Genomic DNA, 16,031 nt, shown 5'->3' with positions numbered 1-16,031 from the left:
GTTATATTGTTGTTGAACTATCGTATTGCTTTAGTTGAATAAGAAAAAACTATATTTAAATTGATTTATTCGAAATTTAAAGGCTATACCAACATTAATCCCAATAATTAAACATTACATCACCAATTGTTATTGGGCCCCAATATTTTACTTGTTCTTTAATAGTACGAACATTTCTTAACTCCTCATGTTCTTCTATATTAAATTGCTTGTTCAATTCTATTACTTTCATAACTGTATAACCCGAAAAATCTTCTGCCAACTCTTCAAAGTCGATAAAATCCAATGGGAATTAGTTTCCAAATTTACCGTTTTCATCAGAAAGACAGAATGCTACAAATGGATGTGCTACATTTACAACTACATATATAGGTTTAGGTTGAAAGAAAAACTTTACTGCATAGAAGTTTTTATAATCTTCTTCTAAATCTCTTAATATCTCATATTTAACATGTTTTTTTAATGCTATTTTTTTACATCTTTCATAAAAATCGAACTTATTTATTGAGGGTGGCTCAGGGTCCTCTCCAGGCATGTAATATCCCCCTGTTATTCCATATGGTAAATTCATTTTAGTCATATTTAACCCCTTTATTAAATTGTATTTTAATTAAAATTAATTCTATATGATTATACCAATTAATTTGGCCTTAATTGATACACAATAGTGAAATATTCTTTTCTCTTATTGAACTATACTGTCATTTTGTAGAATAAAAATAGAGCTACCAAAGTAACTCATGTTGTTCAACTAATGCATTCGTTTAGTTGCATAGCTCAATAAATTAATAGACATCGTCACATTGAACACTAACAGTTTGCAAATTCTTATTTTTGATGGCAATATAATCCTCTGTTCCCCAAATTATTAGTAACAAACATTTGAAACTTTAAGATAATTATCTTTTACATTTTGGATTTAACTTTATCAGTAAACCGTAAATCACTAACACGGTATTTTTTAAAGTTTTCCTTGGCCTGCTTTAAAGATAACTTATTAGCTCCACCTTCATATTCTTCGTCTTCATTTTGAACTATATCATCTTCCCAAAAACATACTTGACATATCTCATAACTTTCACGTTCCTCTTCCTCAAGAGTCTTATTACCACAACATGGACAAGGATACAATTTTTTCATTTGAAATCCCCCTATCAATATTGGCTTATCATATCATATTTATTGAACTGAACTGTCATTTAGCTGAACAAAAAAATCGACTTTTCAGCCGATTGTGTAGTTCAACATATGCATGCGTTAATTGCATAACAAATACGCTATTTTCATTAATTAAAAAAGTTCCATGTAACCCAGTAATACATAAATATAGTTAATGGAATTAAGATTAAATGTGATATAAAAATTGACCAAGTTTGTTTATTATTCCTCGTCAATTTCAGGGAATTCTTAAAATATGAATTCAAAATAATAGCACCTACGATTGTTACTAAAGCGCAAATAATATAAGAAACCACATTTGCTTTACTTTCGCTAAGACTTGCTGTTGCTAAACCAATAATTACGACTAAAGGAAAGCTACAGGGATAAACAAGTAAATAGGAAAAGAAATAAGGTAAATATTTATTTGTCGTAGTTTTTTTATCCATTAAGAATATGCTCCGTTTCTACTTCCTCTTGGTGTTTAAAAATATTACTAATAGTATAACATGTCCTTGTTCAACAAAACTGCCATTTAGCTGAACAAAAAAAACGACTTTTCAGCCGATCGTGGAGTTCAACATACGCATGCATTAGTTACATAAGATTATTTTTACTCAAGATACTCTTGATGCCATGTTTGTTTATCTTCCTTAATTTTTGCCAATGCTTCAACCTTTGCAATATCTTGTAATTTCAATAGATAATGTTAAGCAGTCTGCGGGGGAATCTTTTAGGAGAGTTGAGTAGATTTTATCTATGAGGAGCTCGGCTAGCTTTGCTAAGGGCATGACAAAAGGAGAGAACACAATGTTCTCTCCTTCTATTCTCGTTTAATCAAATTGTTTACTTCTAACCAGAAAAAACACCATTGATCCTATTGTAGTAATTGATAAAATTTCGAATGAAAATAGATTATAATCATAACTCCCATAAAGTGGTTCGTGGAATAACTTTTTAAGGATCAATACACCATATAACAATCCTAACAACACGAAATAATAATATTTAGCAGACTTATTAAAGATAAGGAATAAACCTTCACCTATAGCACATCCACCTAATACAAAAATTAATCCGAATATAGCATATGAACCGGTTGAACCCACAAATTCCGCGTTGTTAAATACTCCATCTGAATCGATAAGATTAGGTATAGAAATACCGATTATTAGAATAAGATAAATGAAAAATGATGAAAAGTAAGCTTTTAAAAAGTTCATTTGTACCTACTCCCTTGTAATGATTATTGGTCAAATAATTGTTTTCCATTTGCATCGTAATATCTATAAAGTAATTCATACGAACTAGATGTTTCATGAGAAGTGAGTATACTAGCAGTAGCTTTACCTACGTTAATTTCATTTTCTGTACCACCAAAGGCTGCGTTTTGAAGCCTAACACTTAGTTTCGTTGCAATGTTTTTGTGGTTACTTATCACAAGTTGCACAAGCTCTCCATCTTTAGATTCTCTGAATAGTGGATAAACTATAATGTTGTATTTAAGTTTATTTTGAGGTTGAATACCAATATACCCAAATTCAGCTTCGCCTACATTGTAATTTCCAAGTTCATCTTTTGAAAAGAATACATAAGCAGGTATATCATCATGCAAATAAGCAACATATCGTCTATCTTTAAAATCTAATATTTTAATAATTTCGATGGACTGTTGCCGACTATCTAGGGATTTAATTGTTTTTAAAATATTTCGTTTATTGTTCCCATCCGGATGACTTTGACTTTTATCTATTGTTGGTCCACCGTAATAAGTGGCAATACCCAATACTATTAGGCATAGAAAAACTATGATTAAAGTCAATATCATTCTTAATTGTTTGCTAATCATCACTTATCCTCCTTATATTAATAACAATAAACTTATAAATCAAAAAGCAAGGCATTTATACCTTTTTTTTGATATGCCTTTCATCTATCAGAAATATAGAAAGTAAGTACTCCTTTTGAATGACCGTCCATAGTATGACTAATCTTAACACCTAAGTTACCTGAAGTATTATAAACTTAAATTCCGGGTTGTGTTACAAGGTCACCCTCCTTAAACACTTGAAGAGATCTATACATCCAATAAATAATTCTCCACTGGAAAGCTTCTTTCCTTGTTCAACTAAACTGCCATTTTGTTGAATAAAAATAGAGCTGCTAAAGCAACTCTAGTAGTTCAACTAATGCATATGCTAGTTTAATAGGCTAATCATAGATTAATTGATAGATACACCGTAGAAACTAACTACTTATTTATCATTTTTATATATTTGATCATTAATACATTAAAATATATTTCTGTTCCAACAGAAGTAACTAAATCGAACCAGTCGGTCTCATCCAAGGAAATTGAAGGATCAATATAAGGTAGAACTAAATAACCAACAGTCATAATAACCGCGATTAGGACAAAAAATCGGAGTGTGAGTGGAAGGTACAAACTAAAATAGCGAAATACAAATTCCTTCTCATCCCCTTGATGATTTATTTTATATGCTATATAAATTCCAATTAGATTGATAACCAGATAGCTAATCAAATCAATAATATCTAAGATGTTAAAAGTTTCAGTTAACAATAATAACGGAAAAGAAAATATTGCGAATAAAGAAATACCTATTATTTTTTGGTATCTTTGTGCCTTACTGGACATACTCTCTTCTTTTAAAGCTTGAACGAGTCCCTTTATATTCCAAATGTACATATGTTAACTCCTTAATGATTTACAAGATAATAGCTATTGAACTAAAGATATTTAATGATATACCTACTCTTTATATTTTTGTTTCCGTATTTGATTTGTGTCCCCACCAAAACCCCAACCATTGCTTTCAAGAAAATCCTCAAATCTATCTAAAAATTCATTCATATCCACAGATTGTTGGAAACCATTCTTTAAAATTATTCCTTCAATTTTTAAATTAATAAATTCGTCTTCATTAAGTGTCGCTTCTTTTTCCCATACAGGTTTCCACAAAGGATCTTTCTCAAAACTCCCATTAACCACTCTACGTTTTAATCTTTTCTCACTTGCCCCAAATGAAATAAAGTTTCTCTGTGCCTGCCTTAAACACACACTATTAGCGCCACCCCAACTATCTGGCTTATCTTCCATTACATTATCTTCTTCCCAAGAACAAACATTGCAGATTTCAAAACTACCTTCTCCTTCTGAAAGTGTTTTAAAACCACAACATGAACAAGTATACATTTTCATCGTTCGCACCTAATTTCTAATTGTTTTTATAGCTTTATCTTAACATTCCTTATTCCACTAATCTGCCATTTTGTTGAATAAAAAAAGCGATCTTCTATTGAAGAATCGCATGTGTTAGTTGTACAACATCACCAATCAAAAAATAAGCAGATCTATGATCGACTTAAGTTTTTATTAAAGCCCCGTTAGTTCAACAAAAAACTATTTTCTCTCTTTTCACGCTTCTCGCTATAATAACTTATATCAATTATTGTGAATATGTAGTGTTACTGTCTCTTTTCAACAAATAACAAAATTAGTGTTGCTAATGGACCTAATACAAGAGAAAGTAAAAGCCGATTTAACCCCGTTCTATTCTTCCCTTGAGCTAGTGCAGCATTTATCAATGCCAATGTACCCCAACCTACGAAATATTGGTTATCCATCATTTGACCCCCGCATGCGTTAGTTCATAAAAACTATAAATATTTCTTGTAAATATTACTTCGATTGATTCTTTTTTTTACTAAAAAACATTATGACATCAACAATTAAAAGAACTATAAAATATATCGAAGCTGCTTTTTGGTTAATTAAATATGTAAGAACACACATGACAAATGCTAATATCCCGAGCCATAAGTATAAATTTGAGTTATTATTTTTTTTCTTCATTTTTTCTCCAAGTTAATCCATACAAAATATTTTAATAATAATAATTATTATTAAGTATAACATGTTTTCGGTATGTCTTATTGAACTAATCTTCCATTTTGTTGAACAAGAAAAAACCGCTTCATTTGGCAGCTTCTATTCAACTCATGCATACATTTGTTCATTAAATATCGTAACAACTTATTTGTAAAGGAATTCCTATTCCTCCAATAGTATTAATAGCCTTTGGATCTAAAACAAAATTACACTGCCCTTCATAAAACACTCCAATTACCAAGTCGATATTCTCTGCTCCGCACTTTTTAATTAGTTCGATATGCTTGGACAAATTCTCCGCAAGCCATAGCAATCCGTAATCGTCTATTTGTTTGTGTTTTTCAGGTGGATATAATACCCAATCACCATAAGGAGAAGGTTTATCTTTGTATACTCCTTTTGTTCTTATGTCCCCAATTTCAATCTTATTCATAAGAGTAAGACCAGTTAATTGTTCTACTTTATTAGGCGAAAAATTATTACCGTATAAATGACAAGCAATATCCATTTTATTTATCATCATTAATACCACTTTTCTTATATTTTAAAAATCTTTTATTCAACGAAAGCATGCGTTCGTTGTATAGGCGTTAAAATTTAATTATGTACTTTATTTAATATTCATAAAAAGGTCCGTAATACGTTTCCATACCAAATAAGAACAATAACAAAGCAACAATTGTTAGAATAAAAGAAATTATTGTAATAAAACGAGAAACCTTAATTCCCTTCTTGATTAAATAAAAAACCAAAGCATAAGGTAAACAGGCTACAAAAAAAGGTACTCCTCCAGCGAAAGCGGAAAAGAGAATTAATCCCCCGACGAAATTAACAACTTCATCAACTCCAACTATAAATATAGTTAAAATACTAATTATAAAAGGCAAACATAAAAACAATGTTTTTATACTTATTGACTTCAAACACTCACCCCCAAATATTAATTATATACCTTTTCTAATAGTGCCTAGTAGATGTAATTGACAAAATAAAAAGCTGCATAAATGCAGCTCTGGATCTTCGACAAACTTAATGCGTTAGTTGAATAAGAATTCATTTAAACTCTTATTAAAATTCATTTTTAATTAAACTTATTGCAATTCTTTAGGTGTCGGAATGATGGAGTACTCCCCTGAGGCATTTACCTTAAAAAGGACATTACTATTAAGTTCATCCTCTTTCCAGATATCCCCGTTAATTGTTTCAATTGTAATTCCATAAATGCCTTCTGATAAAACTTTACTATTTTTGTATTCTTCCATTAGTTCATCTGCCTTTGGAACTTTATTTTTATTCTTATTTAAATCGAATTGATAATTAAAATTAATAGTACCGATATGGAAAATGTTTTCTCTAGGTTTGCTTAGCCCTATTGCAGGTAAAATTTTATTTGTATCAATCAGACGTGTTTTTTTTAAATCTTCTACAAGATTTTGCTCTTGAGATTCATTCATATTTACGTTTAAGTAATAATAATAGTTTCTTTTTTTATGAAAATATGGTTCGTCAGACCTTTTTGCTAGTCCAAATTTATTAATTAAATGATTGGAAAAATCGGTTACTTCAGGATGTTGTTCAATATAAGCACCTTTAAACAATTCAAAATATATATTATCACTAGCACTATCATTTCCTTCTATAACGTCTAGCGAATTCCGTTCAATAATTAGATTTATATATGCTAGATAAGGTTTTTTTAATTCAATAAAGGTATTATGGTCTAAACCATTAACTGAATCGTTCGTTGTTGACAATATTTTAAAATTCTCTGTTATTCCATAATTCTCAATTAAATATTCTTTGATTGGTTTCCTTAAAACCTCTTTAGAAAAATTGGAATGAGAATTTGTTTTAGAATTGCTACAACCACTAAATATTAGGGTAGACACAATTAATAAAATGATTAGTACTAATTTACTTACTTTTTTCATATTAGCATCCTACTATTCTTAAATTAAAATTATAACATTTCTATTCAACTAATATGCCATTTACTTGGCTATCCTTCCATTTTGTTGAATGAGAAAAAGCCGCCTCAATTGGCAACTTCTATTCAACTCATGCATGCGTTAGTTGCATAATGTCAATGTCTCAAAAATCTTTTTAATCACCTGCAATAGTAATATTATCAAATTCCTTATTTCGTAAAATTATTACTAATTCATCTATTTCATTTTTATATTTATCTGGTATAAACTCCTTAATAGATAAAAGTTTTTTTATTAATTCATCAATTTGACTCCTATTTAAGGTAACTACCGAATCAGCACCATAATATTCTTTTATTTTACTGAGAATACCCCATTCTCCTGGATGTATGTTTCCGTAAAATATTTGGATATGTAAACCTTCACTTATTTCTGCAAGAAAATGTTCTTCCTTCTTTTTATCATAATAATATATATCTAACCCCATTTGATTCACTCCCATCAGCTTATAACACTCATAATTTTATCATTTCTTATACAACTAAACTGCCATTATGTTGAATAAGAAAAAGCGTTCTTCTATTGAAGAAACGCAATGCGTTAGTTACTTAAGAACCATCGTATATAAATAAATTAATTATTCCTTACTATCTTTTTTAGAGCCATTGTATCTTCTTTATTTAATTCACCATATGATTCGTCTGAATCACTACTTGAAAGTTCTGCCTCTTTACCTGAGAACCAAACACCATATTCTGTTTTACTCGTTTTTGAACCCTGCTTATATGTTACTACGATTTTACAGTCTTCTTCTTTTGCCCAACTTACTTGTGTGTTTGGATTCCATTTAACATTTGTAAATATTGATTCAATTTTATTTATTGCTGTTTCATCAATTGTTTTCACAGGAAGTCCTTCTCTTATTACACTAATGTGAACGATTTCTTTATTTTTCTGACAAGCTGATAACCCAATACATAAGAACACAACTAAAATAGTCATTCTAGAAACGAATTTTTTTTTCAAATTTACGCCCCCTTGCTTGTACTATTTTAATAATGAATTCTGTACTTTATACCAGTTTCTTTATTAAGCTCTCCTGCAAATACTAAATTAAAAAAACAGCCAATGGCTGCTCTTGATCTTCAACTAACGCATGCGTTAGTTGCATAGCCGTGGTTAAATAACTTTATCAATCTCCTAAGAATTTCACGTAATTTATTTCATTTGGGTTATATATACTTTTCAAATCCATCAATAATTTTTCATATTCATTTCTAAGTGGAACTGATATCCATTTAGAATATTCTTCCCATTCTTCAATGAATTGTAAAAAATCGCTTTTATTCATTTTCAAACCGTAAAGATAATAATCACTTATCTTAGAAAGTTGTTTATACGATTTCCACACAGTGTTTTTTTCAAATATTTCATCATGAATATGTTCTTCTATACTAAAACCTTTAACCGTATTATCTTTAAAATAAACTTTAGCATCTAAAGCCATAATTTTCTCCTTTCCTTTTTAAAAATCTTGTTCAATTATCGCATCAGTTAGTTACTTAATGGTTTAAAATTTCGATATTCACACATATAATTTGGCAGTCCATCATTGGTATTACCATTGAACATTTATAAAGTTTTATTCCATTAATTTCTGTATCTTCTATCTCTATATCATGAAAAAAGAAGTCTAACTCTCCTGGTTTTTTGGGAACAGTTCCCTTCATTCCCTCTAGCCAAGTATTTAAATTAACCGAAAAACAGTCTTTAAAAATCACTGTACAATCGGGTTCATCGTTGTTATATTCACCATATTTCATTACCACAGTATGAGATAAATGGTCATACGATAAGTCCTTTAAATTTACATCAATATATTCTGTATCAAGTAGCTGTTTCATTATTTCTTCAGATTTTAATCTCAATAATGAACCCTCCTTATTAGAGTAACGTGTTATCTAAATTTATATAAAAATCATGGTAGTAATTACGATAATTATATCATTCCTTATTCCACTAAACTGCCATTTTGTTGAATAAGAAAAAGCGATCTCCTATTGAAGAATCACATGCCTTAGTTATATAACATAATAAATTAAAGAATCCATAATAAAATAGCAAGTCCTAACATAAATAGTCCAAATGCAAATGAAAATATTTTAAAAATAATAATATGATATCTTTCTGGAAATATTTTTTTTGAGATAAATTCTAAAATTCCAAAGACTAGTTCGCAAAACTCTCCTGTGGCTGTGCCCCCAGAATAATCGCCCTCATCTTCAAACTTCTTAAAAGTAACGTAAAAAGCATTACCACTCAAAAAAAGTAAAAGCAATGTGCATAATATTAGAAAATATATATTCATTTAAAAGCTCTCCTAGATATCTAATAATACAATTTAAAAATACTTGTTACTCAGTAACAATAATTGATTTTCTTATGCTACTAAATCTCAACTATTTGATTCTCGTTAAATCAATTGCCTTTTTTATTGATTCTGTTATATGTCTCTCTCTGAGGTTGAACCCTAAATAAATAACATCTAATCCAAAACTTTTAATTTTAAAATGTTGTTATAATATCAAACATTCTAAACTCCTTACATCAAAAAGGACATTAAGTCTAAGATTCTATTTTTACTAACAATGCCATCCCACTTTAATATACTCTTCGTTTAAACAAATTTTTTTTATTCTTTTTACCGACTTTTAAATCATTATCTCAATTGACATCCTGCTGAACCGTTCCTTATACTTGACACTAATTACAGAGTTTCTCGAGTATAAGGAGGTAAACATGGAAATTAATACACCGAAAAAAGATACTATAGCTGTTGGATATCGTCATACTGTTGGACTTAAATCAGATGGCACTGTCATGGCGGTTGGGGAAAATAAATATGGTCAATGTGATGTAAACAACTGGGACGATATTATTGCAGTTGCAGCAGGTAATGGTCATATTGGTAATTCTCATACGATTGGACTTAAATCGGACGGAACGGTGGTGGCAGTAGGTTGGAATAAGCATGACCAATGCAATGTAAGTAACTGGAGTGATATTGTAGCAATTGCAGCGGGTTGGCGTCGATCCGTCGGGCTTAAATCGGATGGTACGGTGATGGCTGTGGGTCGAAATAATGATGGCCAATGTAATGTAAGTGATTGGCGGGATATTGTGGCAATTTCAGCTGGGGATTGGCATACTGTTGGGCTTAAGTCGGATGGCACAGTAACGAGTGCAGGAAATAATCGGTATGGCCAAGGTAATGTTAAAGGCTGGCAAAACATTGTAGAGGCTGATGCAGGTTATCTTCATACAGTTGGACTTAAATCTGATGGTACGGTTGTAGCAGTAGGTTTGAATAAACATGGCCAATGCGATGTCAGTGACTGGAGTGATATTGTGGCGATTTCTGCTGGTAGTAATCATACTATCGGACTTAAAGCGGATGGTACAGTGGTAGCGGTAGGTCTAGATAAGCATGGGCAATGTAATGTCAGTGACTGGCACGATATCGTCGCGATTGCAGCGGGTTGCGCGATTTCAATTGGACTTAAATCTGATGGAACCGTGGTGGCTGTGGGCGATCATGCAATGGGCCAATGCGATGTAACTAACTGGAGTGAAATCCAACTGCCTAAAGTACAAGTTTAAGAACAATTCTTCCTTTCAATAACGAGGCTCAAAAAAGTCTTCAAAAAATACATATTCATCTTAAAAAAAGCCTTTGTATCACAGGTTCATCAATTCGTAACATTTTATTAGTGAAATAGTTCGGAAATGCTCCGATTAAATAAATATCACTTATAAGGAAATGGTAACGGAGATTATGAGTAGATTGCAAAGGAAGAAAATTAAAAAGAAGAGATTTATATTAAAGTTGAGTTTGATTCTTGTCATTCTATTATTAGGTACTTTGTTTTATGGAGTCTATCAATATAAAAAAGGCTTTCAGTTAGGAAATCAGAATCGGAATAATAAGCAATCTAATGTAGAATTTAACGCTAAAAAAATACCAAATAAAACAAATATTTTATTACTAGGAGAAGATGCACATAAAAAAGATGAAAAATCGCGTACAGATTCTATTATGATCTTACAATACAATAATCAAAACGAGACAAAATTAGTTTCAATAATGCGAGATAGCTATGTTTCTATATCCGGTATTGGTCATCAAAAAATTAACGCAGCCTATTCATTCGGTGGCGTTGAACTCCTGAGACAAACGATTCAACAAAATTTTGGAATTGATATCGAGTATTTTGCAATAATTGATTTCAAAGGTTTTGAAGAAATGATTGATGAAATTGCTCCAAACGGAATTACAATAGATGTAGAAAAACCAATGAAAAGTCATATTGGAGTAAGTATTCAACCCGGAGTTCAACAATTAAATGGTAAGGAACTTTTAGGATATGCAAGATTTAGACACGATGCTAGAGGTGACTTTGATCGAGTAATACGACAGCAAAAAGTACTTAAAGCAATTAAATCCCAAGTCCTTACATTTAAAGGATTTGCAAGCCTACCTAAAACTTTGGGTATTATACAGCCATACATTCAAACTAATATGTCTACAATAGATATTTTACAATTAGTATCTGATTACTTAGTAAATGGTAAAGATAAAGACTTAGAAACACTAAGAATTCCCGAGGATCATACATTCACCCCAAAAAGAGTTGAAAATGCGGGAGAAGTTTTGGAGTTAGATATTGAGAAAAATAAGGAAGCGTTACAGAGGTTTTTGAATTAAATTAAAAAAGGATAGAGATTGTAAAATTCAATTCCACTTTTCTATCCTTTTTTATGTAGTTACCAAATGTATATAATAGACTTTTTAATCATGATCTAAAACCGAATGAAAATCCCCGTCTTATCATCCGAATGAGTACTATTTTTCAACTCTTCCTTTTCTAATTGGACTGAATAATCCTCCAACCCAATTGCATTGATTAGCTTAAATGCATTTATCAAATCAACCTTAGGATGAAATAAACCATCACTGATTAATAAAATCGACTTTAAATCCTTAAAATCTATATATCCCGATTGGATATAACTTCTGACTGCTTCTTTTCCATTTGCAACAGAATAACCATTAACCGTATTAGCCATGCTTCGATTATAAATCAGTTGATTTTTAACCGAATTGAAATGCGATTCTTCTGGTAATATTATTCCTTTCTTTCGATCATTCTCACGTTTTACTTTTGCCCTGCTACTGATGCCCTTTACAGTATCTTTCGTTAAAGTTTTTATATGGCCATTATGGTACTCTGCTAAAATCATACAATCACCAAGTTGAGCAAATGATATTTTTTGTTTATCAACTCTTACAATGGCAGCGCATGTTGTCCACAACTCTTCTGGGCGGGTAATATCTATATAATTTAATATCATTTCTTCCATCAGTCTTCTGTTTGCTTGAATAATTCCTTCTGCAAGAGTCAGTTTAGATAGAAAATGATTTTCGAAATACTTTCTAAATAAATTTGAGGCTAAATATGCTCCATTCTTACCATCTGCATTTTTAAATGAACTTATTGGTGTTGCCCCATCAAAAACTCCATATACATTTAACTTTTTGTTTACTACCATTGCATCCTCGGCTACTTTTTTGGAAAGTGAAACTCTCGCACTAGTTCGAATCTCCATACTTTTAGTCACCACCTAAATTTAGAACATTACTAAGTAATACGTTTTAGATAGCGTTTCATTCTAAAAAAACAAAAAAAATAAACAACCATTAGTAATTGGCTGCTTATTTCTGAACTTTTCTATTTGTTGACATATTGAATCCCATGGATTAAAACTTCAAGTCCCCAGTGAAAACGTTCCATTGACTTCGTATCTCCTGAAAACATTTCTTCACCTAGACCAAAATGAATTGGAAAAACTTTAACTATAATAAACATGAATTCACTATCGAAAATTTTTAACCTTAGAAATAACAAATCAAAAAAGCTAGTCTCCCATATTAAATAGAAAACTAGCTTTTTTTATACTTATTACAATTTTTAAAATGAAATCTAATCGTCTTAATTCATATGAGCTTTAAACCCTGTAAGCCCATCATCCAGCATTACAGTACTTCCATTAACAACATTTGCTTCTTCCATCGCTAATAAACAAACCATTCCGGCGATATCTTCTGGTTCAATAAATTCTTTTCTCATTTGGAAATTTCTATATATTTCTGTTAAACCTTTATCTTTTAAACCATCAATAATTGGAGTGTTAACAAATCCTGGAGCTATGCCGACTACACGGATTCCATAAGGAGCAAGATCTAGTGCTGCAGTTTTCGTCATCATAACGACTGCACCTTTTGAAGCATTATAAGCAAATGCTCCCACGTTTGCTAAATATCCGTATACTGAAGCAGTGTTTATAATTACACCTTTCACTCCAAGTTCGATCATTTTTTTGCTCGCACTAGCAATTCCGTAAGCAACTCCATGTTGGTTTACAGCAATTACTTTTTGATACATTTCTTCATTAAATTCATTAATTAAATTCGATCCACCAATACCAGCATTATTAAACATTACGTCTACCGTTCCATAAGTTTCTACTGTAAATTCAACTAATGATTCTACTTCTGAAAATTTTGAAGCGTCAACTTTAAAAACTACACTTTCTCCACCAAGCGCTTTAATTTGTTCAACTGTTTCGGTAGCATCAGCTTCATTAAAATCTGCAACTACAACTTTGGCACCTTCTTTAGCGTACTTCAATGCAGTAGCTCTACCGATTCCTGAAGCTCCGCCTGTAATAATAGCAACTTTGTCTTTTAATAACATGGTAAATACCTCCACAATTTATATTTTTACTAAAACTTACACATCATATTTTTAAGCAGTCATTCCGCCATCAGCAACCATTTCAGCTCCAGTTATGAAACTAGATTCATCAGATGCTAAAAAGACTACAAGGTTCGCGATTTCTTCTGGTTTTCCTAATCTTTTTAATGGAATTGACATGGCTAATTGTTCATTGGAAGCTTTTACGCTTGTACCAACTTCAGCCCCCATCGCTGTATCAATGATACCTGGATGAATTGAATTGACACGGATTTGATCAGCAGCAACTTCTTTTGCTAAATCTTTTGTCATGATGCGGACTGCACCCTTACTTGCACCGTAAAGAGTATTATTTGGCGATCCTTTTAATCCAGCAACTGATGATGCATTAATAATTGATCCGCCGTTTTGTTCACGCATATGTGGAACTGTGTGTTTCATTCCTAGGAATACACCAGTTACATTTATACTTAATAGGCGATTCCATTCTTCTACTTCATATTCAGTTATAGGTTTTGAACTAAAAATGCCAGCATTATTAAATAAAATATCAATTGAACCGAACTGTTCCTTTGTTTCATTTACTACTTTAATCCAATCTTCTTCAAGCTGAACGTTATGTTGAATGAAAATTACTTGATCAGAAATGGCTTTCATTTCAGCTAATGTTTTTAGGCCAACTTCTTCATTAATATCAGTAAATACTACTTTTGCGCCTTGCTCTAAAAACTTTTGAACAGTAGCTTTACCAATACCATTTGCTCCACCTGTAACAATTGCAGTTTTATTTAATAATCTCATTTATAACATCCCCTTTTCTTATTACACTTTTATTTTAACTCCAATCTTTGTTAAGATATATTTAAACATTCTTATGTATCCATTAGCTCAACTAATGTAAAGAGGAGTCAAAATGAATATCGAACAAATCCAATATGTAGTCGAAGTTGCGAAAACGAAATCAATTACGTCAGCTTCAAATAATCTTCATGTAACTCAATCAGCTATTAGCCAAGCGATTTCAAATTTAGAATCCGAATTGAATATAAAATTATTTACTAGATCAAGGCACGGAGCAATTCCAACTTCAGAAGGCCAAAACATCATCTTAAAAATGTTGGACTTAGTTTCAAAACTGGAGGAAATTAAGGAAGAAGCGAATAGTCAAAATGATGTAATTGTCGGTGAACTTAGCATTGCTTCGATTCCAATTGGAATGGACATTTTAATCAATACAATTACAAAATTTAAAAAAGATTATCCAAATGTTCAATTCCAAATTTCAGAAAAAGGTTCCGGCGATATTTTAAAAGATATTCGTGATAATAAAGTAGATATTGGACTAATTGGATTAAATGATGACCAATTGAAGAAAAATTCCGGGCTTATTTTTAATAAAATATTTGAAGGCCGAATCGTAGTATTTGTTGGTAAAAAATCACCATTATCCTCTTTTAAAAAAGTTCCAGCCAAGGAATTATTAAAGTATCCATTTGTACTTTATAATGAGGAATATGTTCATGAATTCGTTGATCATTTCAATCAATCAATTGGTAAAATTGATGTTTGGTTTAAAACAAATAATACCGGTGCATTAGTAAGAGCTTTAAAAAATGACTTAGCAATTTCTGCAGGATATGACCTTTCTTTTCTTGGTTTAACTAGCGATGAAAATTATGAGCTAGCCATTCTTGAAATAGAAGATTTTGTCCAAGAACCAAAATCTGTAGGCTGGATTCAAACTAAAAATAAGAGCCATTCACTAATATCTAAGGAGTTTATTAAACGATATTTGAATGAATTTCGTGAAAGATATTCTTGATATCGAAATAATTAGAGGCACCTCCTCTTTTTAGAGGGTGCCTCTTCATTTTGATCATGGTTCAAGCATTATATCAACGGAGTTCGCTACTTTATCAACGAGAATCATTCATTTATTAACGGAGTTCACTACTTTATCAACGAGGATCAACCATTTATCAACGGAGTTCAGCGATATATCAACGAGGATCAACCATTTATCAACGAAGTTCAGCGATATATCAACGAGAATCAGCCATTTATCAACGGAGTTCACTACTTTATCAATATTGTTCAATTTATGTTCGCGTTTCCGCATACCCTTTTTTAGGTAGATGCCTCTTAAAATTGGTCTAAAACAATATATCAACAAATATTGCTATTATATCAACAAAAATGGACTTCAGTCAAGAAAGT

Annotated in this window: 22 protein-coding genes and 1 pseudogene; 3 read left to right on the top strand and 20 right to left on the bottom strand. The window is 31.1% G+C overall.

The genetic code is table 11. The features are described from left to right. Nucleotides 1-94: 94 nt before the first annotated feature. From CN692_RS21830 to CN692_RS21755, 17 genes and pseudogenes are all read right to left on the bottom strand, one after another. Nucleotides 95-286: a hypothetical protein gene (locus CN692_RS21830; protein WP_098121237.1), complete on the bottom strand. Its 192-nt coding sequence runs from the start codon at nt 284-286 to the stop codon at nt 95-97. A gap of 6 nt (nt 287-292) precedes the next feature. Beyond that, nucleotides 293-580 (bottom strand): hypothetical protein, encoded by a 288-nt coding sequence (locus tag CN692_RS21825; protein ID WP_142317563.1) that lies wholly within the window; start codon nt 578-580, stop codon nt 293-295. A 326-nt stretch (nt 581-906) separates the two neighbouring features. Then, nucleotides 907-1,140 (bottom strand): CPCC family cysteine-rich protein, encoded by a 234-nt coding sequence (locus tag CN692_RS21820; RefSeq protein WP_098121235.1) that lies wholly within the window; start codon nt 1,138-1,140, stop codon nt 907-909. A 146-nt stretch (nt 1,141-1,286) separates the two neighbouring features. Further along, nucleotides 1,287-1,607 (bottom strand): hypothetical protein, encoded by a 321-nt coding sequence (locus CN692_RS21815; RefSeq protein ID WP_098121234.1) that lies wholly within the window; start codon nt 1,605-1,607, stop codon nt 1,287-1,289. A 384-nt stretch (nt 1,608-1,991) separates the two neighbouring features. After that, a complete protein-coding gene (locus CN692_RS21810) occupies nt 1,992-2,381 on the bottom strand; it encodes a hypothetical protein (RefSeq protein ID WP_098121233.1) in 390 nt (129 codons plus the stop codon). A 23-nt stretch (nt 2,382-2,404) separates the two neighbouring features. Next, nucleotides 2,405-3,007 carry a hypothetical protein gene (locus tag CN692_RS21805; protein WP_098121232.1) on the bottom strand — a complete coding sequence of 201 codons (603 nt, stop codon included), beginning with the start codon at nt 3,005-3,007 and terminating at the stop codon, nt 2,405-2,407. 402 nt (nt 3,008-3,409) lie between these two features. Further along, the gene (locus CN692_RS21800) at nt 3,410-3,868 is read right to left on the bottom strand and encodes a hypothetical protein (protein ID WP_098121231.1); all 459 of its coding nucleotides are present in this window, start codon (nt 3,866-3,868) and stop codon (nt 3,410-3,412) included. 258 nt (nt 3,869-4,126) lie between these two features. Continuing rightward, a pseudogene (locus CN692_RS27250) lies at nt 4,127-4,381 on the bottom strand (CPCC family cysteine-rich protein); the annotation flags it as partial. 266 nt (nt 4,382-4,647) lie between these two features. Then, nucleotides 4,648-4,806, bottom strand: coding sequence for a hypothetical protein (locus tag CN692_RS26300; protein WP_179874512.1), 159 nt, complete (start codon nt 4,804-4,806; stop codon nt 4,648-4,650). Nucleotides 4,807-5,198: 392 nt separating this feature from the next. After that, nucleotides 5,199-5,591, bottom strand: a complete 393-nt coding sequence (locus tag CN692_RS21790) for a hypothetical protein (RefSeq protein ID WP_098121229.1) — start codon at nt 5,589-5,591, stop codon at nt 5,199-5,201. A gap of 94 nt (nt 5,592-5,685) precedes the next feature. Beyond that, entirely contained in the window at nt 5,686-5,994 is a 309-nt protein-coding gene (locus tag CN692_RS21785) for a hypothetical protein (protein ID WP_098121228.1), read from the bottom strand. Between the two features lie 168 nt (nt 5,995-6,162). Then, entirely contained in the window at nt 6,163-7,002 is an 840-nt protein-coding gene (locus CN692_RS21780; RefSeq protein WP_098121227.1) for a hypothetical protein, read from the bottom strand. 172 nt (nt 7,003-7,174) lie between these two features. Next, nucleotides 7,175-7,486 carry a hypothetical protein gene (locus CN692_RS21775; RefSeq protein WP_098121226.1) on the bottom strand — a complete coding sequence of 104 codons (312 nt, stop codon included), beginning with the start codon at nt 7,484-7,486 and terminating at the stop codon, nt 7,175-7,177. Between the two features lie 146 nt (nt 7,487-7,632). After that, the gene (locus CN692_RS21770) at nt 7,633-8,025 is read right to left on the bottom strand and encodes a hypothetical protein (protein ID WP_098121225.1); all 393 of its coding nucleotides are present in this window, start codon (nt 8,023-8,025) and stop codon (nt 7,633-7,635) included. A 166-nt stretch (nt 8,026-8,191) separates the two neighbouring features. After that, nucleotides 8,192-8,506: a hypothetical protein gene (locus CN692_RS21765; protein WP_098121224.1), complete on the bottom strand. Its 315-nt coding sequence runs from the start codon at nt 8,504-8,506 to the stop codon at nt 8,192-8,194. A 55-nt stretch (nt 8,507-8,561) separates the two neighbouring features. Then, nucleotides 8,562-8,927 (bottom strand): hypothetical protein, encoded by a 366-nt coding sequence (locus CN692_RS21760; protein WP_098121223.1) that lies wholly within the window; start codon nt 8,925-8,927, stop codon nt 8,562-8,564. 170 nt (nt 8,928-9,097) lie between these two features. Beyond that, nucleotides 9,098-9,367 carry a hypothetical protein gene (locus tag CN692_RS21755; RefSeq protein ID WP_098121222.1) on the bottom strand — a complete coding sequence of 90 codons (270 nt, stop codon included), beginning with the start codon at nt 9,365-9,367 and terminating at the stop codon, nt 9,098-9,100. A gap of 431 nt (nt 9,368-9,798) precedes the next feature. Between CN692_RS21755 and CN692_RS21750 the strand changes: the two genes are divergently transcribed. Continuing rightward, nucleotides 9,799-10,659 carry an RCC1 domain-containing protein gene (locus tag CN692_RS21750; protein WP_098121221.1) on the top strand — a complete coding sequence of 287 codons (861 nt, stop codon included), beginning with the start codon at nt 9,799-9,801 and terminating at the stop codon, nt 10,657-10,659. Between the two features lie 175 nt (nt 10,660-10,834). Next, the gene (locus tag CN692_RS21745) at nt 10,835-11,764 is read left to right on the top strand and encodes an LCP family protein (RefSeq protein ID WP_098121220.1); all 930 of its coding nucleotides are present in this window, start codon (nt 10,835-10,837) and stop codon (nt 11,762-11,764) included. Nucleotides 11,765-11,859: 95 nt separating this feature from the next. On the opposite strand, the gene CN692_RS21740 is transcribed toward CN692_RS21745, so the two are convergent. The 3 genes from CN692_RS21740 to CN692_RS21730 all read right to left on the bottom strand — a co-directional run bounded on the left by CN692_RS21740 (nt 11,860) and on the right by CN692_RS21730 (nt 14,615). Further along, a complete protein-coding gene (locus CN692_RS21740; RefSeq protein WP_098121219.1) occupies nt 11,860-12,666 on the bottom strand; it encodes a protein phosphatase 2C domain-containing protein in 807 nt (268 codons plus the stop codon). Between the two features lie 383 nt (nt 12,667-13,049). After that, nucleotides 13,050-13,814 carry an SDR family NAD(P)-dependent oxidoreductase gene (locus tag CN692_RS21735; RefSeq protein WP_098121218.1) on the bottom strand — a complete coding sequence of 255 codons (765 nt, stop codon included), beginning with the start codon at nt 13,812-13,814 and terminating at the stop codon, nt 13,050-13,052. 51 nt (nt 13,815-13,865) lie between these two features. Beyond that, complete coding sequence (locus tag CN692_RS21730; RefSeq protein ID WP_098121217.1) at nt 13,866-14,615, bottom strand: SDR family NAD(P)-dependent oxidoreductase; 750 nt, start codon at nt 14,613-14,615, stop codon at nt 13,866-13,868. Nucleotides 14,616-14,727: 112 nt separating this feature from the next. On the opposite strand from CN692_RS21730, the gene CN692_RS21725 reads away from it, so the two are divergent. Then, the gene (locus tag CN692_RS21725; RefSeq protein ID WP_098121216.1) at nt 14,728-15,636 is read left to right on the top strand and encodes a LysR family transcriptional regulator; all 909 of its coding nucleotides are present in this window, start codon (nt 14,728-14,730) and stop codon (nt 15,634-15,636) included. Nucleotides 15,637-16,031 lie beyond the last annotated feature (395 nt).

It is taken from the genome of Bacillus sp. AFS002410, from assembly GCF_002556365.1.
Lineage (GTDB): Bacteria > Bacillota > Bacilli > Bacillales > Bacillaceae_G > Gottfriedia.
This window is presented reverse-complemented; position numbering and strand designations above follow the sequence as displayed.